General features: G+C 62.4%; 20 protein-coding genes and 1 pseudogene. 7 read left to right on the forward strand and 14 right to left on the reverse strand.

Going from position 1 to position 22,910, the window contains the following annotated elements:
* Nucleotides 1-174: 174 nt before the first annotated feature.
* The 3 genes from GGD61_RS18495 to GGD61_RS18505 are packed head-to-tail and all read left to right on the forward strand — an operon-like array spanning nucleotide 175 to nucleotide 3,632.
* The gene (locus GGD61_RS18495) at nucleotides 175-2,463 is read left to right on the forward strand and encodes a transglycosylase domain-containing protein (RefSeq protein ID WP_018315809.1); all 2,289 of its coding nucleotides are present in this window, start codon (nucleotides 175-177) and stop codon (nucleotides 2,461-2,463) included.
* 9 nt (nucleotides 2,464-2,472) lie between these two features.
* Nucleotides 2,473-3,051, forward strand: coding sequence for a DUF1214 domain-containing protein (locus GGD61_RS18500; protein ID WP_018315808.1), 579 nt, complete (start codon nucleotides 2,473-2,475; stop codon nucleotides 3,049-3,051).
* Complete coding sequence (locus GGD61_RS18505; RefSeq protein WP_018315807.1) at nucleotides 3,048-3,632, forward strand: DUF1254 domain-containing protein; 585 nt, start codon at nucleotides 3,048-3,050, stop codon at nucleotides 3,630-3,632. The genes GGD61_RS18500 and GGD61_RS18505 overlap by 4 nt, the downstream gene beginning before the upstream one ends.
* A gap of 217 nt (nucleotides 3,633-3,849) precedes the next feature.
* On the opposite strand, the gene GGD61_RS18510 is transcribed toward GGD61_RS18505, so the two are convergent.
* From GGD61_RS18510 to purU, 9 genes and pseudogenes are all read right to left on the reverse strand, one after another.
* Nucleotides 3,850-4,830, reverse strand: coding sequence for an ABC transporter substrate-binding protein (locus GGD61_RS18510; protein WP_183230981.1), 981 nt, complete (start codon nucleotides 4,828-4,830; stop codon nucleotides 3,850-3,852).
* 245 nt (nucleotides 4,831-5,075) lie between these two features.
* Nucleotides 5,076-6,032: an ABC transporter substrate-binding protein gene (locus GGD61_RS18515; RefSeq protein WP_018315804.1), complete on the reverse strand. Its 957-nt coding sequence runs from the start codon at nucleotides 6,030-6,032 to the stop codon at nucleotides 5,076-5,078.
* A 251-nt stretch (nucleotides 6,033-6,283) separates the two neighbouring features.
* On the reverse strand, nucleotides 6,284-7,243 hold the full coding sequence (locus GGD61_RS18520) for an alpha/beta fold hydrolase (protein ID WP_183230982.1): 960 nt from the start codon (nucleotides 7,241-7,243) through the stop codon (nucleotides 6,284-6,286).
* 159 nt (nucleotides 7,244-7,402) lie between these two features.
* The gene (locus GGD61_RS18525; protein ID WP_092256526.1) at nucleotides 7,403-7,915 is read right to left on the reverse strand and encodes a phasin family protein; all 513 of its coding nucleotides are present in this window, start codon (nucleotides 7,913-7,915) and stop codon (nucleotides 7,403-7,405) included.
* A gap of 615 nt (nucleotides 7,916-8,530) precedes the next feature.
* Nucleotides 8,531-10,036 (reverse strand): CHASE3 domain-containing protein, encoded by a 1,506-nt coding sequence (locus tag GGD61_RS18530; protein ID WP_183230983.1) that lies wholly within the window; start codon nucleotides 10,034-10,036, stop codon nucleotides 8,531-8,533.
* 487 nt (nucleotides 10,037-10,523) lie between these two features.
* The gene (locus GGD61_RS18535) at nucleotides 10,524-11,978 is read right to left on the reverse strand and encodes an MFS transporter (protein ID WP_177237106.1); all 1,455 of its coding nucleotides are present in this window, start codon (nucleotides 11,976-11,978) and stop codon (nucleotides 10,524-10,526) included.
* 18 nt (nucleotides 11,979-11,996) lie between these two features.
* Nucleotides 11,997-12,905, reverse strand: a pseudogene (locus tag GGD61_RS18540) (bifunctional 5,10-methylenetetrahydrofolate dehydrogenase/5,10-methenyltetrahydrofolate cyclohydrolase).
* Nucleotides 12,906-12,912: 7 nt separating this feature from the next.
* Entirely contained in the window at nucleotides 12,913-14,193 is a 1,281-nt protein-coding gene (locus tag GGD61_RS18545; RefSeq protein WP_244550654.1) for an aminomethyl transferase family protein, read from the reverse strand.
* A 16-nt stretch (nucleotides 14,194-14,209) separates the two neighbouring features.
* A complete protein-coding gene (gene purU, locus GGD61_RS18550) occupies nucleotides 14,210-15,082 on the reverse strand; it encodes a formyltetrahydrofolate deformylase (RefSeq protein WP_018315797.1) in 873 nt (290 codons plus the stop codon).
* A 62-nt stretch (nucleotides 15,083-15,144) separates the two neighbouring features.
* On the opposite strand from purU, the gene GGD61_RS18555 reads away from it, so the two are divergent.
* A complete protein-coding gene (locus tag GGD61_RS18555; RefSeq protein WP_244550655.1) occupies nucleotides 15,145-16,323 on the forward strand; it encodes a LysR family transcriptional regulator in 1,179 nt (392 codons plus the stop codon).
* 209 nt (nucleotides 16,324-16,532) lie between these two features.
* Here the strand turns inward: GGD61_RS18555 and GGD61_RS18560 are convergent, their stop codons facing one another.
* Together GGD61_RS18560 and GGD61_RS40520 are read right to left on the reverse strand one after the other, a co-directional pair.
* Entirely contained in the window at nucleotides 16,533-16,748 is a 216-nt protein-coding gene (locus GGD61_RS18560) for a hypothetical protein (RefSeq protein WP_092256539.1), read from the reverse strand.
* 209 nt (nucleotides 16,749-16,957) lie between these two features.
* Complete coding sequence (locus GGD61_RS40520; protein ID WP_143109050.1) at nucleotides 16,958-17,425, reverse strand: phasin family protein; 468 nt, start codon at nucleotides 17,423-17,425, stop codon at nucleotides 16,958-16,960.
* Nucleotides 17,426-18,240: 815 nt separating this feature from the next.
* On the opposite strand from GGD61_RS40520, the gene GGD61_RS18570 reads away from it, so the two are divergent.
* The gene (locus GGD61_RS18570) at nucleotides 18,241-18,954 is read left to right on the forward strand and encodes a Crp/Fnr family transcriptional regulator (protein WP_092256542.1); all 714 of its coding nucleotides are present in this window, start codon (nucleotides 18,241-18,243) and stop codon (nucleotides 18,952-18,954) included.
* A 146-nt stretch (nucleotides 18,955-19,100) separates the two neighbouring features.
* Here the strand turns inward: GGD61_RS18570 and GGD61_RS18575 are convergent, their stop codons facing one another.
* Nucleotides 19,101-19,526, reverse strand: coding sequence for a hypothetical protein (locus GGD61_RS18575; protein WP_092256544.1), 426 nt, complete (start codon nucleotides 19,524-19,526; stop codon nucleotides 19,101-19,103).
* A gap of 276 nt (nucleotides 19,527-19,802) precedes the next feature.
* Between GGD61_RS18575 and GGD61_RS18580 the strand changes: the two genes are divergently transcribed.
* Nucleotides 19,803-20,210, forward strand: coding sequence for a GFA family protein (locus tag GGD61_RS18580; protein WP_018315791.1), 408 nt, complete (start codon nucleotides 19,803-19,805; stop codon nucleotides 20,208-20,210).
* Nucleotides 20,211-20,244: 34 nt separating this feature from the next.
* Here the strand turns inward: GGD61_RS18580 and GGD61_RS18585 are convergent, their stop codons facing one another.
* Together GGD61_RS18585 and GGD61_RS18590 are read right to left on the reverse strand one after the other, a co-directional pair.
* Complete coding sequence (locus tag GGD61_RS18585; RefSeq protein WP_183230984.1) at nucleotides 20,245-21,132, reverse strand: DUF1259 domain-containing protein; 888 nt, start codon at nucleotides 21,130-21,132, stop codon at nucleotides 20,245-20,247.
* Nucleotides 21,133-21,178: 46 nt separating this feature from the next.
* Nucleotides 21,179-21,412, reverse strand: coding sequence for a hypothetical protein (locus GGD61_RS18590; RefSeq protein WP_092256550.1), 234 nt, complete (start codon nucleotides 21,410-21,412; stop codon nucleotides 21,179-21,181).
* Between the two features lie 417 nt (nucleotides 21,413-21,829).
* Here GGD61_RS18590 and GGD61_RS18595 point away from each other — a divergent pair, with 417 nt between their 5' ends.
* A complete protein-coding gene (locus GGD61_RS18595) occupies nucleotides 21,830-22,906 on the forward strand; it encodes a Cj0069 family protein (RefSeq protein WP_092256553.1) in 1,077 nt (358 codons plus the stop codon).
* Nucleotides 22,907-22,910: the final 4 nt, after the last annotated feature.

The following is a 22,910-nucleotide window of genomic DNA, read 5'->3' on the forward strand; positions in this document are numbered from 1 at the left end:
CAAAATCGCGAGCCTGACCATTGGTTTATGGGCCCCGCTCGGCTAGAAGGAACAGCAAGTCCCTCGGATGCTGGCCGGGCGCCTTGGGTTTGCCGCAACATTCCCTCAAGACGTCTCGATGCCGCCCCCGGCCGGGTGCTTGAACGCTTTCGAACCAAGCCTCAAGGGTTCTAGGTGCGCCAGATCATACCACCGCATTGGAAGCAGAAGGTCCGGAATTTCTTCCTGGACCTCGATGCGCGCATCGACTCCTCGCTGTTCTCCTCGGCCAAGGGCATCCGCGAGCTCTACGAGCGCTACTCGACCTTCATGGACCGGTTCTATGTCGGACGCTGGAAGCGCTGGGTGTTCATCGAGCCGCTGTCGGAGGCCGCCACCCTCGGCCTCGGCGGCCTGGTTGTGATGCTCACCCTCGCCATCCCCGCCTTCCGCGAGACCGCGGACGAGGACTGGCTGAAGAAATCCGATCTCGCGGTGAGCTTCCTCGACCGCTACGGCAACCCGATCGGCAGCCGCGGCATCAAGCACAACGACTCGATCCCGCTGGAAGACTTTCCGGACGTGCTGATCAAGGCGACGCTGGCGACCGAGGACCGCCGCTTCTACGAGCATTTCGGCATCGACATCGCCGGCACCGCGCGCGCGCTCGTGACCAACGCCCAAGCCGGCGGCGTCCGCCAGGGCGGCTCCTCGATCACCCAGCAGCTCGCCAAGAACCTGTTCCTGAGCAACGAGCGCACCATCGAGCGCAAGGTCAACGAAGCCTTCCTCGCGGTCTGGCTGGAATGGCGCCTGACCAAGAACGAGATCCTCAAGTTGTATCTGGACCGCGCCTATATGGGCGGCGGCACTTTCGGCGTCGACGGCGCGGCGCATTTCTACTTCAACAAATCCGCGCGCGACGTGACCTTGGCGGAAGCCGCGATGCTCGCCGGCCTGTTCAAGGCCCCGACGAAATACGCACCGCACATCAACCTGCCCGCCGCCCGCGCCCGCGCCAACGTCGTGCTCGACAACCTCGTCGATGCCGGCTTCATGACCGAGGGCCAGGTGTTCGGCGCCCGTCGCAACCCGGCCTTCGCGGTCGACCGCCGCGACGAGGCTTCGCCGAACTACTATCTCGACTACGCCTTCGACGAGATGCGCAAGCTGGTCGACACTTTCCCGAAGTCCTACACCGAGCGCGTCTTCGTGGTGCGCCTCGCCATCGACACCAACGTGCAGAAGGCCGCCGAAGACGCGGTCGAGAACCAGCTGCGCCAGTTCGGCCGCGACTATCACGCAACGCAGGCCGCGACCGTGGTGTCCGATCTCGACGGCGGCATCCGTGCCATGGTCGGTGGCCGCGACTACGGCGCCAGCCAGTTCAACCGCGCCACCGACGCCTATCGCCAGCCGGGCTCCTCGTTCAAGCCTTACGTCTACACCACCGCGCTACTGAACGGTTTTACGCCGAACTCGATCGTGGTCGACGGCCCGGTCTGCATCGGCAATTGGTGCCCGCAGAACTATGGCCATTCCTATTCCGGCTCGGTGACCCTGACGCAGGCGATCACGCGCTCGATCAACGTCGTGCCGGTGAAGCTGTCGATCGCGATCGGCCAGAAGGAGCAGCCGAAGGCGCCGAACCCGGCCAAGATCGGCCGCGCCAAGATCGTCGAGGTCGCGCGCCGCTTCGGCCTCAAGGCGCCGCTGCCCGACACGCCGTCGCTGCCGATCGGCTCGGACGAAGTCACCGTGCTCGAGCACGCGGTCGCCTACGCGACCTTCCCCAACCGCGGCAAGGCGGTGACGCCGCATTCGGTGCTCGAAGTGCGCACCGGCGCCGGCGACCTCGTCTGGCGCTGGGACCGCGACGGCCCGAAGCCGCGGCAGGCGATCCCCGCCTCCGTTGCCGCCGACATGGCCGGCATGATGAGCCACGTCGTCAGCGAAGGCACCGCGCGCCGCGCCGCGCTCGACGGCATTCCGACCGCGGGCAAGACCGGCACGACCAATGCGTATCGCGACGCCTGGTTCGTCGGCTACACTGGTAATTTCACCTGCGCGGTCTGGTACGGCAACGACGACTACTCGCCGACCAACCGCATGACCGGCGGCTCGCTGCCGGCGCAGACCTGGCACGACATCATGCTCGCGGCGCATCAGGGCGTCGAGGTCCGGGAAATCCCCGGCATCGGCATGGGCCAGAAGCTGCCGCCGCAGCACGTGAGCAACGCGCAGGCCAATGCGGCGCCGAAGGTGCTGGAGACCAAGCCGGGTCCTCCGCCGGTGCTGACCAAGCGCGGCGCCGACATTTTGGTGCGGGTCGAGAAGCTGCTGGATGACGCCGCCAAGACGGCAAAGAAATCGGCGGATGCCGACACCAAGGCGGCCAGGCCGCCCTCGGCGACGAGCGCGCTCGCCTTCCCGCAGAACTATGCGGAAGAGAATGCCAACGCCTCCGCCCCGCGCAAGAACTGATCGAAACAAGTGCGGCTGATCCTGATCACATTGACGGCCCTTCTGCTCGCGACGGTGGTGGGCCTCGGCGCAACCTGGATGACGACGACGCGCGGCACCGAGATCGGCGCGCTGACCATCGGCGCTTGGACCGCGCGGCCGCGCACCGGCACCGCCGACGTCGATCCCTATTCGCGTGCCACCATCGTGCGCAACGGCGAGCTGCCGATCGGCACCGGCGACGGCGTCGCCTTCACCGCGACCACCGACGACAAGAAGAAGGCGCTCGACGGCCGCTGCGACGTAATCGTCTCCGGCGTGACGCCGCCGGCGCGGTTCTGGACGCTGACGCTGTACGACCGCAAAGGCCACCTCGTCGCCAACTCGCTGGCCCGCTACGGCTTCACCAGCCAGGAGATCGTGCGCCAGTCCGACGGCTCGTTCGAGATCCGCATCGCTTCGCGCTCGCGCGCCGGCAACTGGCTGCCGACCGGCGGCATCGAGCGCTACGCGCTGATGCTGCGCCTCTACGACACCCCGGTCGGCGTTGCGACGCGCACCCAGCGCGATGCGCCGATGCCGACGATTTCGACGGTGGGCTGCTCATGATCCGCCTCTTGTTCACCGTCGTTGCCGGCGTGGTGCTGGGCCTCGTGGTCCACCTCGTCAGCGTGCTGGCGCTGCCGCGGATCGCGACGCAGGATGCCTATTCGCGGCTGACGCCGATGACGAAGCTCAACGGCGTCAGCCAGCTTCCCCTCGCCGATCCCAACACTTCACCGATGCCGTTCATGGACCCGGCCTTCGCGCTGGCGATCTGCCGCTACGACCTCACAAGCGGGCCGATCAAGCTGACGGTGCCGGTGAGCCAGGCCTACACCTCGGTGTCGTTCTACACCCGCAACGAGATCGCCTATTACGCCATCAACGACCGCTCGGCCGGCCGCAAGGTGATCGAGCTCGACCTGATGACGGAAGCGCAGCACAACGAGCTGCCCGAGGACGAAGAGGTCACTGCGGCCGACCGCCTGATCATCGACTCCCCCAGCACCACCGGCCTGATCGTGATGAAAGCGCTCGCCCCCGAGCCCGGCCTAATGCAGCAGGCGCAGGCAACGCTTGCAGCCGCGAGCTGCGGCCCGCAGACCGAACAGCCCGCCAAGGCCGAGGCCCCGCGCGGCCGGCGCTGAGCGCGGCTGGTTAGGTGGCCCTCAAAACAAAAAAGCTGAAAAACAACCCCATGCACAGTAGTGGGGACGTTGAGATCATTGGGCTTGTGCGTGGACTCCTAAGCACGCCCGGCGCCCCCATGTCGGCTCAGTGTCCAACAGCGGCGCGAAAGTGGCCGCGACTGAACTTCGCTTTTGGGGCCAACAAGAAACTCGTGCATCGCAGCAAATAGGATCTCTATTCGATCACCTCATCAGCGCGAAGCAGTAATGAGGTCGGCACGCTGAGGCCGAGTGCTCTGGCAGTCTTCATGTTGATCACGAACTCGAATTTAGTCGGCTGCTCTACCGGCAGATCGGACGGTTTGGCGCCTTTAAGTATCCTATCGACGTAGCCGCCTGCACGGCGGAACAGATCGGCGATATCGGGCCCGTAGACGATCAATCCCCCATTGGCGAATTGTCGGGAGAAATGAACAGCAGGCAGATGATGTTTCGCCGCGAGCGCGACGACTCGGGGGACCTCGACAACGGTCAGAGTATCGCCAAAAACAATGATAGCATCAGCGCGCTGGGCGGCAGCCGAGGCAAAGGCCACATCAAGCTCCTCGGCCGTGATCGCCTGAACTATCGGCAGAGCCACACCCAGGTTGCGGGCCGTACTGGGTACCTCGTCGGCTAACAACAGCCTATGCATCGGGTTGCCTGGATTGGCCAGGATTGCAAACCGCGAGGCACCAGGCACCAGTTCCCGCAGGATTTCTATTCGTTTTGCGACAAAATCCCCCGGCACGTAAGTCGCAAGTCCCGTTATGTTGCCGCCGGGACGCGCTAGGCTTTGCACAAGGCCAAGTCCCACAGGGTCAGCCACAGCTACGAATACGATGGGAATGGTAGCAGTTGCCGATTTCAGGGCCTTGGTTGCCTGCGGTGCCGCGACGATGAGCACATCGGGACTGAGGGCAATCAGATCGGCAACTGAAGCGGGCAGTCGATCCGGAGGTTGGGAAAAACGATAATCGATAATCAGATTTCTTCCGTCTATCCAACCGTGGTTTCGCAGCCCATCAAACAACGCCAGTTCGGTTTGATTGAGCGTCCGCGCGCTTCCGTCACCTACAGCGAGAAAGCCAAGTCGATAGCGTCTGCTCTGCGCCCGCAAACCCCGTGACGAAACGAGTAACGCCGCAGCGGCCGCTATGAACTCCCGCCGCTTCATTCGACCCTCATCACAACTTGAGGACGACGCGGTGCAGTATATCAGTTCTCGACAGAGGTGGCACTTGGTGAGTGCAATATTGCATCGCAAAGCGGCGCGAAGATATGCCCGCAATGGGTCAAAGGCTGCCTTCGGCAGCCAGAAGACCTTGGTCGGGTCACCTCTATGAAGCGGACATCGACGCAGCTCTGGGCTGAGATCAGCAACGGCCACAAGCTGACTCGTGCACCGCAGCAACAACTCCCCTAATCGATCACCTCGTCGGCGCGGGCGAGCAGCATCGGCGGGACAGTGATGCCCAGCGCCTTCGCGGCCTTGAGATTGATGACCAATTCGAATTTGGTCGGCTGCATAACCGGCAAGTCAGCGGCCTTGGCGCCCTGAAGAATTTTGCCGGTATAAAGTCCAATCTGCCGGTACGCGTCGGCCAGGCTGATCCCGTAGCTCATCAGGCCGCCGGCCACCACAAACTCCCGGAACTCGTAGATTGCGGGAACGGCGTAGCGCGCTGCCATTGTGACGATCTGCTGGCGGTGAGCGTTGAAGAACGGATCGGCCGCGACGAGGAGAGCGTCGGTATGGTGCTCGGCCAGGATCGCGAAGGCCCTGTCGAGCTCCGGCTCGTTGTGTGCCCTTAGAACGTGAATCTCCCGCGCGAGGGTTTGCGCAGCCGTCTTTGCTTCCGTCAACTGGCTGTCGGCGCCGGGAGTGCCCGGATTGACCAGCATGGCGATGGTCGCGGCGTTTGGCACCAGTTCGTGCAGCAGGCCCAGCCGCTTGGCTTCCAAAGAGTTGGTCATCACATAAACGCCGGTGGCGTTTCCGCCGGGTCGGTTTAGGCTGACAACGAGGCCCAGCTCGACAGGATCAGTGGCTGAGGAAAACACGGTCGGAATTGTGGTGGTCGCAGCCTTCGCGGCTAGCGCCGAGGCGCCACCGCCGGTCGCAACAACCACCGCAACCTGGCGCCGGACCAGATCGGCAGCCAGCGCGGGCAAACGATCATTGTGATTCTCGGCCCAGCGATATTCGATCACGAGGTTGTGGCCTTCGATAAAGCCGGCTTCCTTCAGGCCCTCGCGGAACGCGGCTACGGGGCGGGCGATCGCACCAGGCGACAAGTTGTTGAGGAATCCAATGACCGGTGTGGCCGGCTGTTGCGCGCGTGTCGAGAGCGGCGCGACGACGATGGCCGCTCCCATTAAAGCTATAAAACACCGGCGCCCACTCATGATCGCTCTGATGGTGCATTTCCAATTTCGGCAGCGCGCGCGCTTGCCATCATAGCCGTTGAAATGGTGGATTGAAACGTTGGTGATGTCTGGTGTGGGTCACCAGTTCGAAGTGGGCATGGCCCCGCGTCCGGTCTGCCGCGGATAGCCGACACCACAATGGCCTCAGCCTTGTGCGGTTGAGGGCCACTTCCGGGACGCCCGCATTGCAACAGGATACGCTATGCGGTCCTCAGCGGCGCGGTGAGCGCCAGCGTCGCCACGGCATCCGCTATTCCCGGCGAATCTGCATAGGTAACCATGTGACCGGCATCCTCCACCAAGTGTAGCATGGAGCGGGGCAACGCCTCGTGCAGGCGGCACGACTGGTCGGCCTCGATGAGCCGGTCACTCTTCCCATGCACGATCCTGACGGGACACCGGATACCCTGATACTGAAGCTGCAATTGCGCAGCAGCGGGAATAAGGAACGCGCTCTCCTCGGCTGCCGCCCTCAACTGCTTGGGCCGGAGAGCCAACGAGATCGGAAATTCATTCTTGAATTCCGGCGGAATGGCACGCGGCGCGAACAGCGTGCGCATCAGCTTCGGCGCGATAGCCCACGATATGATCGGCGAGATCGTGTAGCGCATAAGATCGCCCAGCAGCGGCAGTGCCGGACCTGACATGAGCCAAAAGTCCATCCGAGAGGTTGGAAAATAGTAGCCGGACACAAGCACCAGCCCGCTCACGGCATAACCGCTTCGCAGCGCCAGCGCGATTGCCACCAGCGTTCCCCAGGAGTGGCCGAGCACCACGGGATTGCGCACTCCGAGCTGATCAAGGGCCTTCGCGAACAAGGAAGCTTGCGTTGTGGGCGTCCAGATGCGCGTGCGCGGACGGTCGCTGTAGCCAAACCCTGGCCGGTCGAAGCAAACAACGCGATAGTTGCGGGCCAGGCGGTCGACCAACCCGCTGAGGACGAGATCCTGAACCATGGTGCCATTTCCGTGGAGCAGGACCACGCAAGGCGCGGCGGCATCGCCCCGTTCGATATAGTGAAGGCGCACTCCGTCGCACACGGTGAAGACGCCGATAGGCGGATTCCTTCGCTCCGCTGTCACCTGAAACGTGATGTTGCAGAGGATCAGAACGACAAGTCCTGCCAAAACGATCAGCAGAACGGTTTCAGTTGTCGACATGATGTCAACCTCCATTCCCGATCGCGGATCCCTCGGATTGGCGGCATCGCGCCCTCCAAGGGCTGCTGATTCCGCTCCCTTCTAGCCAAAAGAACCGTGATCGCCCCGTGCGTGATCCGCGTTGCGTCCATCCTTTGCCGCAGCGGGCACGGTTTGCAGTTATCGTCCCGGCAGAGCCGTGAGCTCTCGGAGCGGCTCGATGCGCCAGAACGGATATGCCGCCAATTCTTTCGAATGCTGCCCGAACATATCGACCCGTCTGGTTGTAAACTCCATAATGACGGGGAAAAATTCAGTTGGTGACCTGATCGTCGCAAGTCTCAGGCCGAAATCGAAAGCAAATTGCACGTTGGCCTGAGCTATCTCAAGAAGCTTTGCTTGGTACGCCTGCATGTTTGCCGTGGCTAAGGCAAAGCCTTTCATTGGATCGCTATTAATCATTCTCCGACTGAGGTCATCTGGCAGGGCATCCACCCGAGACTCAATGACAGGAACCTCGGGTCTAGGATCGTTATGAAGCTTAAGAGGTGGTTCAATCGAGGTTGCCGCAACAGAGCGAGGTCCATTCTCTTTCGAGCTTTTAACAATGGCCTGCTTGTTCCGTTGGGCCCGCGCGGCCGTTTTCGGATTGGGGGCGCGCTTTGACGCTGGTGGCGGTTTGCGTTTGCTCATCTGACGCTCCAAAGAATGTGCGGGGCGACCACACAGTCATTTCTGAACGGACAACAGGCTTTGTGATGTGGCGTTCCAAACCCGCGAATTGTTGGAGTTCCGCATGAACTGAGACACGCAGGTTCTGCGACGTGGGCGTTGATTTCAGGTAGCAACTCCAACCAACAAACGTCTAGCTGGCGATCTTCCAGACTATGCTCAATGGGCGTCGGCCTGAGAACAATTAGCTCTCCGCTCGTTGTGCTTTGCGGCGACTACGCAAACATTCATGCCTTGATCGCGAGGCCTCCTCGTATCGAACCTTCGGAGAGCAGCATCGGTTGCGGCTGTTGATGGGCCGCATCGCTGGCTTTGCGAGATCGTCCGGAGGACATTGTTGGTTCCGGTAGCTTCGGATCGGGCGGAGGCGTCGCCTTGACCAATCGAGCATGGGCGCTCAAAGGTTCTAGATCTCTCGAAAACTCTGCGGCCCCTTTCGAGTTGAAAGCCTGAAAGGTGACTTCATCCCGCAGGCACATGGCGCGCCGCGCTGGCGGATAGAGGCGGCAAGCTGATCCGGAAGCTCGGCGACGTGCTCGAGGACAACCTGAGCGCCCTTGCAATAGGCCAAGTGGCCTAGTCATGAAGGGGAGTGAGGGTAAACTGGAAGACGGCGCCCCGCGGTGTATTCAGGGTGACCCACAATCCTCCGCCATGAGCCGCAATGATCGACCGACAGATGGCAAGCCCCATGCCTAGGCCGTTGGGCTTGGTCGTGTAAAACGCGTCGAAAACACGTTCCGCATTCGTCGGCTCGAGCCCCGGGCCCGAATCCCGTACAGCGACGAGCACGCCGCCTGCAACATCCCTTTCGGTACTGATCTGCAACTCCCGCTTGCCATCCTCAAGGCTGTTCATGGCTTCCACGGCATTGAGGATCAGATTAAGGAGCACCTGCTGCAGCTGAATGCGCTCACCTTCGATTTGCGGCAGGTCCTCAGCGAGTTGTATCTGTACCGAGATTCCATGCCTCACCGCCTCGCTCCGGACCATGGCGATGACGTCCAGAACGGCTGCGTTGACGTCGAGCCGACTTTTGGGCAACGGCGCTTTCCTGACCATAGCGCGGATCCGGTGGACGATGTCGCCGGCTCGTTGGCAATCTGTGACAATGTGGTGGAGGGACTCGCGGCCCTTGTCCAGGTTTGGTGGGTCCGCGGCGAGCCAGTTCAAGGCGGCGTCGGCGTTAGTAAGCGCAGCCGAGATCGGCTGATTGATCTCATGGGCAATCGAGGCCGTCAGCTGCCCCATTGTGGCTACGCGACTGACATGAGCGAGCTCGACCTGTGTCTTCTGGCGTTCGATAATGCCTTTCTTGAAAACATTGACCGCGGCCGCCATTGCACCGATTTCGTCACGCCGATCAATTCCAGGTACGTCGATGCTCGTGTCTCCCTTGGCAAGCGCCGCCATAGCCCCGGTCATGCCTGTGATCGGCCGCGCGATCGCGCGTGTGAGTAGTATGCCCATCAACACTGCGATCATGAGCGAGGCTGCGGCGCCCATCACGGTTGCCGTATATGCAGTAGCGTATGCCAACTTCTGTACGGCGTCACGCCTTGCCAACAGATCGCGCTCAACCTCCTCGATTTCCCTCGCCTTGGCGCGGATTGCGTCCATGGCAGCTTTTCCGGTCGCCCCCTCCAACGTGCGCGCCTGCTCCCGAGTCGTGGGATCCGCCATCAGCGCGATCTCCCGCTCAGCGGTCTCGACGCGCCACGTCATCGCCAGCTTGTTCAATTCATCTAGACGACCTTGCTGGTCTGGGTTATCCGAAGTCTGTTCTTTTAATTTTCGGATTGCCGCGCTGAAGTCGGCGCCGCCTCTGCGGTACGGGTCCAAGAACTTCTCGTCACCGCTGATCAAATAGCCGCGTAAACTAGTTTGTTGATCCAGCGCTGCGGCTACTGCCGCCTCTAACGTGTCCAACACGTCAGTGGTATGGACCCGCCGGTTTTTGGCCTCTTCGATCAGGCTAAGTCTGTCGTAGACTATTGCGCCGCTCACGAATATGACCGCTACCACGGCGGCAAATGCCGCCATCAATTTGTGCAAAATCAGTAAACTCGAAAACTGGGGCACCTGACCCTCAAGGCCGAAGTCCGCGACCGACCAGACAGCTAGCTCAAGCTTGCTCCCAAGCGATGGCATTCGCAAGAATTGGTATGGGACGGGGACGGGGCAAAGCGGCGCAGCCTCCGGAGTGGAGCGCAGTCAGTGTGTCTCGTCGGCCGTCGCCCAGGCGCCGAAGAAAGCCGTCGCTTCTCCTGCCTTGCAGAAGGAATTCGATGGCTTCATCGAGAAGTTTCGTGCGGCGCTGACTAGCCGGCCAGCATGAGATTGGTCGGGTCACCTGTCGGAAGCAGGCGTCTTCGTTGCTCTGGGGGGTAACGGCAGCCACGGGCCAATTCCGGGCTCGGCATCGCGGCAAATCCTCTTCTATTCGATTACTTCGTCAACGCGGGTCAAGGCCGAGGCCCCGCACGGCCGGCGCTGAGCGGGGCTGTTTAGGCGTTCGCAAAACAAAAGCGCGAAAACAACTCCATGCACAGTCGCAGGGGCATCTCCCTCAGATGCCGGAACTCGCCGTTTCGGCTCTCATCGCCGCCTGATGCATATCGATGACGGCCACCGCGATGAACGTAATCGCGACGCAGAAGGCGATGACGGCGAAGAACACGGTCGCACCGTAGTTGAGTGCGAATGTGCCGACATAAGCGCTGACAATGGCCCCCGCCCGGCCGAAGCCGGCTGCCGCACCGACACCGGTCGACCGGACGTTGGTCGGATAGATGTGGGCCGCCAGCGCATAGAGAGAGCCCTGCGCGCCGAGCAGACAGAAGCCTTCGATGCACAAGAGAGCCATGAGCAACGGCTGGGTTTCGGTCGATAGCGGTATCGATGCCAGGATCATCGCGCCGATGGTTGCCGCGCCGGCAACAGTCAGGATCGCAACGCGCGTTCCATACCTGCCGATCGCCCAACCGGTGACGATGCAGCCACCGACGCCCCCGAAGTTGAACAGTGCCAGACCGAAGCTCGCCGTCTGCACGTCAAAACCCTTGCCGGTCAAGAGAGTGGGAGCCCACGCGTAGAGGACGTAGACCGGCAACAAACAGAAGAAGAACGCGATCCAGAGCGCCGTCGTCGTACGACGAAATTCGGCGGTGAATAATGCGGTGAGCGAAGCACGTTCGACACCGACGTCGCGCCGGTCGATGAAAGCTTTGGAAGCGGCAGCGGTCTCGTCCAGGATCCGAACGGATTTCGCCACCCTTTCCATGTCGGCGCCACGCGCCAATAGATATTGCGGCGATTCCGGCAGTGCAAACATCAGGATCGCGGCGACGATCACCGGCAACACGCCGCTGACCACGAAGAGCATGCGCCAACCATATTCGGGCTGCAGCTGAGCGGCGATCAGGCCGCCAATCATGCCTCCGATGGGGATGCAGACAATGCCCAGCATCACGGAAAGACTGCGATTTCGCCTAGGCGTGAATTCCGCGATCAACGCGGTCGCCGCCGGAAGGGCACCGCCAAGTCCAAGGCCCGCCAGGAAACGATACAGGCCGACCTCGCCGACACCATGAGCGACCGCAATCGCGAAGGTCGCCGCACCAAACAGGAAGACGGATGCGATGAGGGCAACCTTGCGTCCGAGCCAGTCGCCGACGACGCCCCCGATCGGCGTGCCGATCGTCATGCCCACGAAGCCCAACGCGAGGGCCGGAGCGAAATCGCCGCGCGTGACGCTCCACTCCTTGATCATCGATGGTATGGCGAAGCCGAGAATTTGATTGTCCAGACCGTCGAGGACGATGGCGAGAGCGCAGAGGAGCAGCACCTGCTTTCGCGGGGCGTTCCACGTCCCCTCCTCTGCGAGCGAACCGATGTCGATAACCCGCTGCTGCGGTGTGTCCAGGACCTGTGTCGTCACGTTCGTTCTCCCCCTTTTGTAAACGCTTTCGAATATCTCTGCTCGGGCGGCCGCAACTCGGCCCGCCCGATTCTCGCCAGGCACGTTCGTCCGCGGTTGCAGTCAGGCAGCCGTCGTCACGTCCGCCTCATTCGCCTTCGAGCGGGCGGCTTCCATTCGGGCCGCGCCCAGCGTGTTGGCGAGCAGACACGCGATGGTCATCGGCCCGACGCCACCCGGAACGGGCGTGATCGCGCCGGCGACCTCAATTGCCTCGTCGAAAGCGACATCGCCGACAAGCTTCTCGGCTCCTGAACCGGACTTGATGCGAGTGATGCCGACGTCGATGACCGTTGCGCCCGGCTTGATGAAATGACCGCGGATCAGGCCCGGGACGCCGGTTGCGACAACGAGGATGTCGGCTTCCCTGCAGCGCCGTTCCAGATCGGTGGTCCGAACGTGCGCGATGGAGACCGTGCACATCTCTTGCAACAGCAACCGCGCCATCGGCCGGCCCACGACGTTCGATGCTCCGACGACCAGTGCTCCGAAGCCGGCGATGTCGTCGTGCACCGATTTGATCAAACGCAGGATGCCGAGAGGCGTGCACGGAACCAGGGCACCTTCCATTCCGGCGGCCGTCCGCCCCACGTTCTACGGATTGAATCCATCGACATCCTTGTCGGGCCGGATAGCCGTCACGACGCGTGCGGCATCGATCTGCGAGGGCAACGGAAACTGAACCAATATCCCGCTCACCGCGGGATCGCGGTTCAACTGCTCGATCAGGTCGAGCAACAGTCGCTCCGGCGTGTCCGCAGCGAGCACGAACCGGCGTGATCGCATGCCAACGGCTTCGGTCTGCCGCACCTTGTTCGAGACATAGACGTGGCTGGCGGGGTCGTCGCCGATCAGCACGACGGCCAACTCCGGGACCGCCGCGCCGCCGGCAACCAGGGCGGCGACGCCTTTGGCCACGTCATTCCGGACCTCGGCAGCGAGCGCCCTTCCATCGATGATGCGCGCGGACATGGGCGGGTCAGACCTTGGAGAGATCAGCGCGCCGGTTGTCCTTCTTGTAGGGCGCCGGCGCCACCTTGGCGCGGATCTGCTTTTGCCGACGTCCGGGCTCGCCCCAGACCACGACGACCTCATTGCCAATCTCGGAATGATCGACGTCGATGGTGCAGAGCGACAACATTTCGCGGAAGAAGTAGCTATATCCCCGCGACGTCGTCACGCCGACGTCCTTTCCGCCACTCAGCACGCGGTCGGCGTACATGAAGCCGCGCTGGTCGCGAGGCATCTCCATGTACTGGTACGGCTCATGCTCCTTCTGAAAGAGGGAGGCGTGCACGTCGGCCACGTCGTCTCCGTTCCAGACGAGCGTGCGGATCACGCGCTTTGGATGGGCAACTTCGTCCTCGAGCGCCGCGCGTCCGATGAAGTCATGATCGAACTTGATGTTCTTGGCCCAGCCCAGCTCGACCGGGCTCCGGTACCAGTCACGGACGTCGTCCGACTGGAAGCTGCCTGCGATGTTGAAGGTCGAGGCGAACCCCGGCATCGCTGCGCGGAACTCATCCTGATACTCCTTCATGTCCTCGTCGAAGATCGCGGGCATGTAGTCGGTGACGATCGTGGGGAAGCAGGCCTCGAGATGGTTGATGAAGATCGCGCGGCCGCCGATCCGGCGCAGGCCGAATTCCTGGCCGGCAGCGACGATGGCGTCGTAGACGGCCGCCGCCTGCCCCATCGGCCCCTGAAGCTCGAAGCCGATCTCGCCGGACATGCCCTGCCGCAGCGCGAGCATCTTGCAGCCGGCAATCTCGATCTCGCCCGAATGCATGAACTTGACGTCTCGCAGCGACTGCTTCGCGACCTTTTCAAGGAGCGCGAGCGATGTCGGCCCCTGGACCTGGAAATTGAACCAGTCATCGGCTGCGGACGTCACCTTGTAGTCGCCGTGCCGGCGGATGTAGTCGACCCAGAATGTGCCGCGCCCGAACAACATGAACTCGTCTTCGGACAACCGCGTGAGGATGCCCTCGGCGATGACTTTTCCCTGCTTTGTCGTATGGACGACGTGCTTGGACTGACGGATGTCGAACTTCTGGAAGCTGTTGACGGAAGTATCCGAGAAAAGCTTCAGGGCATCGGGTCCCTTGAAGCGCCGCTCCCAGAGGAACGACCAGTCGCCGATGGCGCAGGTCTCCTTCCACGACATGCTCTCGTCGATCCAGTCGGTGTATTCGGGAAGGCCCCAACGCGAGGTGAAATAGCCTTCGGGGGTCTTGCGCATGCCCTTGGGGGTCAACATTGTCGTGCTCCGTTTCTCAATTGGAGAAGACGATCGTTCGATCGCCGTTGATGATGACGCGGTCCTCGAGGAAGAGATGGACCGCGCGCGAGAGGACGCGCCGTTCGATGTCGCGCCCCTTCCGGACCAGATCGTCCGGCGTATCGCGGTGGCTGACGCGTTCGACGTCCTGTTCGATGATCGGACCTTCGTCCAGATCGCTCGTTGCGAAGTGCGCGGTCGCTCCGATGAGCTTCACGCCGCGCGCGTGCGCCTGGTGATAGGGTTTTGCGCCCTTGAACCCCGGCAGGAAGCTGTGGTGGATGTTTATGCAACGGCCATGGAGATGGCGCGAGAGATCATCCGAGAGGATCTGCATGTAACGCGCGAGAACGACGAGATCGGCATTCGTCGTCGCGACAAGCGCCTTGATCTGCGCTTCCTGCTCCATCTTCGTTTCCTTCGTAACCGGAAGGTGATGGAAAGGGATGTCGCCGACGAGGCTCACGGCAAGGGCCGAACGCGGATGGTTGGAAACGATCCCGACGACGTCCATCTGGAGCTCGCCGAGCCTGTGGCGATAGAGGAGATCGCCCAGGCAGTGATCGAATTTGGAGACGAACAGGAGCACGCGCTTGCGTTCGGCCTGGGATCGGAGCTTCCACTCCATGCCGAACCTTCGGGCGATGATCTCAAGGCCTGCTCGCGCCTTCTGCGCGCCCTCGTCCGACAGCGTGACACCGACTCTCATGAAGAAGCGTTCGCTCATGATCTCGTCGACCTGCGCGGCCTCGATGATGTTGCCGCCGTTCTCGAACAGACAGCGCGAAACGTCGGCCACGATCCCGGGCACATCGCGGCATGACAGGGTCAGGATGTATTGAGAGCTTCCAGCAAGTTCAGGCTGCATCTGCGGACGATTCCTCGCGCCACGCGCGGTCGTGCTCCGACGCACCGACGGGGTGAGCGGATGTGGGAGAGGTTGAGAGGCGGACTGAGGAAGGGGACCGGACCAGCCTGTGCGGCCGGCGACCTACGGCTTTGATTTCACTCCCAAAGTCGCCCTGCGGGCGTTGCAGGAGACCATCGCGCATAAAGCCGTCATTGAAAATCCGGTATTATTCAATACAAGCTATCAATGTGATGGATATCAGACGGCTCGACCTGAACCTTCTTCTGCTGCTCGACGGGCTCTTCCGCACCCAGAACCTGTCGGCGCTCTCCCGTGAGCTCGGAATGAGCCAGCCAATGGCCAGCACCGGTCTGCGCAAGCTGCGGGATTTCTTTGGCGATCCGCTGTTTCTTTCGACCGGGCGCGGCATGCGGCCAACGCCCTTCGCGGAGTCAATCGCCGAAGCCGTGCGGACAGTGCTGTCCACCGTCGATCAGCAGATACTCCGCAAGCCCCGTTTCGTGCCGGAAGACAGCGACCGCGTGTTCACGGTCACAACCTCGGATATCGGCGTCCTGATTTTCATCCCGCCGATCCTCCAACGCATTCGCAGCATGGCTCCCGGAGCGAGCTTGCGGTGCCTGCCGACGTCGCACGAGGATCTGGAAGACGCGCTCGAAAGCGGCGAGATCGATCTGGCGATAGGCTATTTTCCGGACCTCGTCGGTCCGAACATCGTGACGGAGGATCTGTTCGATCATCCCTTCACCAGCATCGTCCGCAAGGATCATCCAACGATCGGTGACACCCTCTCGCTCGAACAGTTTCTCGCCGCGGACCATATCGTCGTAAACCAGCAGGGGCGCAGTCAGGAGATCTTCGAAAGGCGCGTTCGCGAGCTCAAGCTCCAACGCCGCGTCGTGCTGCACCTGCCGCATTTCATGAGCGTGCCGCAATTGATTGCGACGAGCGACATGATCTCCACCGTGCCGTTCTCGCTCGGGGCCTGGTACGCGAACGCGGGGCTGAAGCTGCTGCCCCCGCCGGTCTCGATACCTCTCATCGAGTTGAAGCAGCACTGGCACCGGCGGATGGACAACGAACCCGCCGTGCGATGGCTTCAAACGATCGTGGCCGAGGAGCTCCGGGACCGCGACCCCGCGCTGGCGATGTCGGCCGATTATGCCAAGTCGCGGGCCAAAGCCGCGGCACCCATCGCCGGGCGGTCTGCGGCAACGACGACGTCACGGCGGCGGTAAGCGCGCGTCACGAAGAGTTCACCATTTGGAGGAAACCGCGCCAGTCCGCGCGTACCGGCTACATCAGCGGGGAAAATGTAGTGAACGCGGTCTTGGCATTTAACGCTGCTGGAAAGATCAAGACCCTGAGCTGTGGTCCGCCAGCACCAACTCATGCGTCATGTCGTCTTTGACGCGGTGCCTTTCAATGAGGGGCGCCGGCGACCATTTCATCCATATTCCGGTGCCAGACGCCAGCTCGCGGCGCGGGTGGCCGGCTCGTCGACCCAGGCTTCCCGCGCGAACCATGCGTGATCGGTGCGGCAGATCGGACACCGGGTGCGGGAGAAAAACACCGCGCGGCGTCCAAAGCTCTCGCGATCGGTCTTGATGCCGGTGGGAATCGCGTGTCCGGTTTGTGGACATTTGACCATGACCATTCCCATGTTGCCCTCCCTTGCGATTTGTCTTTGTTGTGGTTTGCAGAAAAACACCGGCCGGCTGGAATGCGCCTCTCGTCGGTGCGAGGCCTGAGAGGCATCGCGCACCTTGTTGGTCGAGCATGGGGCAGTGGGGCGTGCTCGCTCAGTTGGGCGTGTTCCAACCAGCCGGATCTCCTCCTCAGACGAATCCGAATGTGAAATTGAACGCGCTTTTAGCCGCCTGGGTGGAGGACCCTGGTGAAATGCTTCCTGATCGGCTCACCCGTTTCCGTCGCGAGCTTCTGGGCAAGCGCCCACAATTCCCTGTTCTGGTCAGAGGCGGTGTCGAAAGCCTTGCGCGCTTGCGCCGCCGACAATGTATAGGCATCGGTCGCGGACTTGCTGCCGAACAGATCGACGAAGAAATCGAGCGCAGAAGCGGCATTGGCGTTTGAGATTTCGAACACCTTGAGCCCGTAGTCGGTCGTGCATCTCGCATTGCTCGAATAGGTCTCACGCAGCGCCTGCGTCATTTCTTCCGATGCGGCCTTGATCTTCTCGCAGCCTTCCCGTGCGCGGGCGAGGCCCTGCTCGGCAAGCTCGCGCCCCACGCCGGGCAACACGACCTTCGAGAAATCCAACCATGGCATCGCGAAAACGTTCGTTCCGTTCGGCGGTAGTTTCGTTTGGCTTTCAGTCACGCAACATTTCCTTTCTCAAGCGAAAGCACTCCTCGCAACGCTCGCTTGCGTCACGAGAGCTCACGCTCTGTGTTCGATCAGATTTTGGATGAGCCTTGATCTAGCCCCGACCCGCCACGACTTTGTGCTGCGAGAAGCGGGAAGTCGGTTCGGTTTGTGACTCTCGCTCAAACTTTTTTTGGGATTGTCAACACAGACGAAGGTATGTCGGGGAGTGACTGTGCATAACTGGGATATCGCAAGGGGCAGGAAGTTCCTTCCTTAGCGCAAGCCTTGCAAAGGAGCCCCGGCTGGCTGCGTCGGGATGCGCTACGTTTGCGCAAGAACGGACATCACGCGACGTGCCTGCAACGGTAGCTTGCAAGCCTCAAGCCGCCTGCCCTTCTGCTTCACCCTGCCTATCGCTCACGGGCCACTTTCGGACAAACGAAACCGGCGGAGTGTGCTGGCGGAGTTCCTGAACGGTCCTTTCAGTAGCTTGTGCTCATCATCGCGTAGATCGCGCCGATCGCGGTGAAAGGCATGGTTCGCCCAACTCTCTCACCGCAGCGTTTGCCGCGCTCCGGAAATTGGAACACCTTATGGTGTTACCCATACGCATTTTGCAATTGTGCCACATAGCGCTTGAATCTAAGTCCTGAATGATGGCGTAAGGCAAAACGCGCCTCGCGGTCGCGTGTGTTCGGAGTTTTATTTTTGAAATTGAGAGCTTCCGCAGCTGAATTGGATTTCGGAGCGCGAGGCGTACGCGGTTTCAAACAAAGTTCGAGTTTGCCGTCCTATGCCGCTCGAAATGCGGTTCGCGGTGGGCTACCGTGACGCATCCCAGCGGAATTGGTAACCGACTTCTCGCCGCCCTACCGGCGGCAGATCTCGGTCTGCTAGCACCCGAGCTGGAGATGGTCGCGCTCGATCGGGACGCGGTCATCTCGCGGGCGGGTGACCAGACCGAGCACGTCCTCTTCCCTCATAGTGGGGCCATTTCGGTGATGATCGACATGGCGAACGGGGAGACGGTCGCCAGCGCTGCGATAGGGCGCGAGGGAGCAGTAGGCACCCTTTCCGTGCTGGGGCCGTCCCCTGCGGCCCTTACCGCCATCGTTCGTGCCGCCGGCACCGCCTCGCGGATTCCCGTATCGCGATTCCACGCGGCTTTTAGCCGTAGCCCCGCGATCCGCCACGCTGTCCAGCTTCACTTCAAGGCGATGCTGATACAGCTACAAATCGGCGGAGCCTGCAATGCGCTGCATCCGGTCCAAGCCCGCATGGCACGCTGGCTGCTCCATCTTCACGACCGCGTCGACCACGACGTCCTCCCGCTCACGCAGGAGACGCTTTCGCAAATACTGGGTGTGCGACGGACGACGGTGACGCTCCTGATGCGCAATCTGCGTGCTTCCGGAGCGATCAGATCCGAACGGCGAGGCGAAATCGAGATCGACCCATCGCGGCTCGCAGAGGTGGCGTGCGAATGCCGCGACACCATGCGTCTCGAAGTCGACGATATCTTTTCTATCGATCCAGCCTGAACTCGCGTTTGGTTCTGCCGAGGCTCATTTGACCGTGACGATGACCGGTTTAGCCCGAAGAGCCGACGCCAGAGCGAGGAACGACATCCGGCGCCAGGGGCCAGAGGTCGACAAGGCGCGCGGGCTGTTGTCGTCGCAGCGCCTGATTACCGCTCCTCGGTCGGATGCACCCATTTGTAGGGCGTGATGCTTTGCGTGGCCGTCAGCTTGATCATGTGGACGGGCGGCGCGGAACGTCCCTTTCGGCACGACCGGCACTTGAGCGAGGCTTCCAGCTTCCAGATCGGCGTATCGCGGGGACGGCGGATTGCGTCGAGCGGCAGGCTCGCACGCGCCTTGCACCTGTTGCACTCGACCTCGAGCCAGCCCATGCCGCCGTTCAGGCATTGGCCGATCGTCGGCGAGGGCTGCGAGGGACCACCGTAACCTTCCATGCGGACCGACCAGGCTTCGGCTTCGGCCCGATCAGCCTCGCGAACCGCCTTCCTGGCCTCCTCGCGCGCGTGCTTGGCCGAAATTTCCGCACCCAGAATCCGGCCGCTCCAGATGACCTCGCGTGATTTGGTGCTCATGCCGTCATCAAAGCTGCGCCCGACGGCGCTGGCAAATTATCGATCGCTAGTAGGTTGGATCCGCAATTCGATACTGCGGGTCGTGGGTGTGGAAAACCGAGGCTGAAGATCCCGTGGCGAAGCCGCGGCGCCGAGGGCTTGGCGTGGCACCGAAGGCCTGGCATGGCAGCAGCTGTCAGGCGACAGTAGGACGCAACTTCAAATCGCTTGCGCCGTTGAAGCCGCGCGTCTCGCGAGTTATCGATCCACCAAACCCGCCTTCCATCGGAGGAATGCATGAGCACCATCACCGGCGGCTGTCACTGCGGCGCAATCCGTTACGAGGTCGAGGGCGAGGCGATCGTGCATGCGCTGTGCCACTGCCGCGATTGCCGGCTCCACGCCGGCGCTCCGGTGGTCGGCTGGACGATGTATGCGGAGAGCGCGCTCAAGGTGACCAAGGGCGAGCCGAAGGTGTACCGCTCCTCTGAACATGTCCGGCGGCACTTTTGCGCCAATTGCGGCACCGGCCTGTTCTACGACAATGCCAGCCTGATGCCCGGGATCATCGATATCCAGAGCGCGACCTATGACGATCCCGAGGCCGTGCCGCCGACGATGCACATCCAGGTCGCCGAGCGCCTGCGCTGGATGGAGCACGCGCACGAACTGCCGACGTTCGACCGCTTTCCGCCGCAGCCGTAAGCGGCGAGACATCATCGCCGGCTCGGCCTCGCCGTCAGCCTTTCGTGCTTGCAGTCTTGTCCAGCGCGGCGCGCAGGCCGTTCGCGAGCTTGACCGCGTCGTCATTGGCCCAGAAGTGCATGAAGAACAGTCGCGGCTGCTCGTCCAGCATATGGCTATGCAGCGCCGTGACCTCGATGCCGTGCGTGCGCAGCGCCACGATGACCGGATTCACCTCGTCGCTGGTCAGCACGAAATCGCCGGTGATGGCGGCCTTGCCTGCTCCGGTCGGCTGGAAGTTGATGGCGATCGCAACGCCCATCGCACCGACGGGGGTCAGCAGCATGCCGTCCTCCGTGATCGGGTCGCGCCGCTTGACGTTGAACTGGTAGACGCCGCCGTTGGCCTGCCCCTTGACGCCGATGACCTGATCGAGCTTTGCAGTGTCGAGGTCGATGGCAGGCGGCGGGCCCGCCGGCGCCGCGACCGTCAAGGGGGTTTTGCTTTCGGCCAGCGCATCGTGGATCGCCGAGGCCAGCTTGACGGGATCGCCGTGTCCGGCGACGTGCATGTAAAACGTCGCCGGGCTCGCACGCAGCAGATGATTATGCACGGCGGTGATCTCGATACCGCTCGCGATCATCTTCGCCATCACGGGATTGATCTCAGTCTCGAGGAGCACGAGATCGCCCATGACCATGGCACCGCCATGCGCGGGCTTGAACGCGAGCCAGCCGCCGAGCGCCAGCGCCGGCTTGATCGTCACCCCGTCCAAAGTCACGGTGAGATCGGTGCGAGGAAAGCCGTAGCGGTGGACATCGTCCGCAACGACGGGCTTGCGGCCCAGTGTTTCATCGACCTTCTTCCAGTCGAGGTCCTGCGCATGGGCGCTCGCGATGAAGCAGGCACCGACGCCGATCAGTGCCAAAATTGTCTTTCGCATTGAACTGCTCCCTAAGCTTGGATTTCAGGCTCCTGTGCCCCGGGGTTCACTTCTGCTCCTTGATCTGGCCGGCGCTGTCGACGACGAGCCGCACGTCCTTGCCGTTCTTCACGGCTTTTGCGGTCGTGCCCTCGGCGGTCGATTTGATGTCGCTGACCTGCGTGTAGCCGGCCGCCTGGATTTTGGCGACGACCTCCTCTTGTGTCAGAGCCCGTGCGCTCGACAGCCCGCTGGCGATCGCCAGAAAGAGGATTGTGTGAAAGATGACCCTTCTCCGCATGACATTCTCCTGGCGTCTCCTGCCCCAGGTGAAGTCGTTCGGCGCGGCGCGACGAGATGATGCCAAAGCGCTTCGGCGCGGCCGCCGCGCACGAATGAAAAATCACGATTTGTCTGATGAGATCGGGAAACGATGACATGCTGCGCCCTTGCTGATCAGGACGCGATTCTTGGGCATGTCGCCTCGCGGGGAGATCGCAAATCCCCGTCGCGACGAATAGAAACCCGGGTGGCCCAGCTGTCAACCGGCGCAAGGCCGAGGCGCGTCACGAAGAGTTCACTCGGAACGGAACCGCGCCAATCGGCATCTTGAAACGACCGGACGATCTCATTAGGGTTCGTCACGTGGGGACGAAGCAGACTCCCCGTGAGACCCCGGTCCAAGCTCTGCGCAGCACGCCATTCGTGGAGCTTGCGCATGGACACCGAACGACACCCATCCCCCCGCCAAACACTCGCCATCCTCTCGCGCGGAGACGCCGCCGCCCGCCAGGATGCAACGCCGCAAAACAGCCGCTTCGTCCGCGTCTTCGAAGCCCTCGCCGCGTTCGGCATCGACGCGCGCCCCGTGATCTACGACGAGAGCTTTGCTGGTGCTGTCCGCGATCAACTGCTCGCGGCCGACGGCGTGCTGGTCTGGGTCGATCCGATCCACCAGGGCAAGACGCGCGCCGAGCTCGACATCCTGCTGCGCGACGTCGCGGCGCGAGGTCCCTGGGTGAGCGCCCATCCCGACGTGATCCTGAAGATGGGCGTCAAGGAGGTGCTTTACCGAACGCGCCACCTGGGCTGGGGGACCGACACCCATCGCTATGATACCGCCGCGGCGTTCCGCGCCGAATTTCCCTCGCGCCTTCGGGCGGACGGCCCCCGCGTGCTCAAGCAAAATCGCGGCAATGGCGGCCAAGGGGTGTGGAAGGTCGAAGCGCTTCCGAACACGACGGAGACGGTTCGCGTGCTCCATGCCCAGCGCGGCAGCCGGCCCGAGGACATCAGGTTCGAGGATCTGGTGGCGCGCTGCGCGCCGTATTTCGGCTGGGGTGGCTGCATCATCGACCAGGCGTTTCAACCTCGTCTGCCCGACGGGATGATCCGCTGCTACATGAGCGGCGCCAGGGTCGCGGGCTTTGGGCACCAATTGATCAAGGCCTTGATCCCACCGCCTCCGGAAGGCCTCGACGCGCCCGAGGCGCAGCCCGGACCGCGGATCATGCACGGCCCTGATGCCCCGCCGTTCCGGGCGCTGCGAAGGTCGATGGAGGATGAATGGACGCCGCAGATGGTGGAAACGCTCGGCATCGATGAATCGTCACTGCCAGTGATCTGGGATGCGGATTTCCTGTACGGGCCGCGCGATGCGGCGGGCGCCGACACCTACGTGCTGTGCGAGATCAACGCGAGCTCCTGCTTTGCGATCCCCGAGGAGGCGCCGGCGGCGATCGCACGAACGGTGACGCACCGCCTGCTGCGGAGCCAGGAGACACGGTCCGGCTGAGCCA

Source organism: Bradyrhizobium sp. SBR1B (assembly GCF_014198205.1).
Classification (GTDB): Bacteria; Pseudomonadota; Alphaproteobacteria; order Rhizobiales; family Xanthobacteraceae; genus Bradyrhizobium.

Coding starts and splice junctions, on each gene's coding strand:
- GGD61_RS18515 (WP_018315804.1), bottom strand. CDS start 6,032: ATGGGAGCGGCCATCGTCGTCGCGCCGCTCTCGACACGCGCGCAACAG.
- GGD61_RS18505 (WP_018315807.1), top strand. CDS start 3,048: ATGATCCGCCTCTTGTTCACCGTCGTTGCCGGCGTGGTGCTGGGCCTC.
- GGD61_RS18585 (WP_183230984.1), bottom strand. CDS start 21,132: ATGCGAAAGACAATTTTGGCACTGATCGGCGTCGGTGCCTGCTTCATC.
- GGD61_RS18545 (WP_244550654.1), bottom strand. CDS start 14,193: ATGTTGACCCCCAAGGGCATGCGCAAGACCCCCGAAGGCTATTTCACC.
- GGD61_RS18580 (WP_018315791.1), top strand. CDS start 19,803: ATGAGCACCATCACCGGCGGCTGTCACTGCGGCGCAATCCGTTACGAG.
- GGD61_RS18520 (WP_183230982.1), bottom strand. CDS start 7,243: ATGTCGACAACTGAAACCGTTCTGCTGATCGTTTTGGCAGGACTTGTC.
- GGD61_RS18575 (WP_092256544.1), bottom strand. CDS start 19,526: ATGAGCACCAAATCACGCGAGGTCATCTGGAGCGGCCGGATTCTGGGT.
- GGD61_RS18595 (WP_092256553.1), top strand. CDS start 21,830: ATGGACACCGAACGACACCCATCCCCCCGCCAAACACTCGCCATCCTC.
- GGD61_RS18560 (WP_092256539.1), bottom strand. CDS start 16,748: ATGGGAATGGTCATGGTCAAATGTCCACAAACCGGACACGCGATTCCC.
- GGD61_RS18525 (WP_092256526.1), bottom strand. CDS start 7,915: ATGAGCAAACGCAAACCGCCACCAGCGTCAAAGCGCGCCCCCAATCCG.
- purU (WP_018315797.1), bottom strand. CDS start 15,082: ATGCAGCCTGAACTTGCTGGAAGCTCTCAATACATCCTGACCCTGTCA.
- GGD61_RS18510 (WP_183230981.1), bottom strand. CDS start 4,830: ATGAAGCGGCGGGAGTTCATAGCGGCCGCTGCGGCGTTACTCGTTTCG.
- GGD61_RS18590 (WP_092256550.1), bottom strand. CDS start 21,412: ATGCGGAGAAGGGTCATCTTTCACACAATCCTCTTTCTGGCGATCGCC.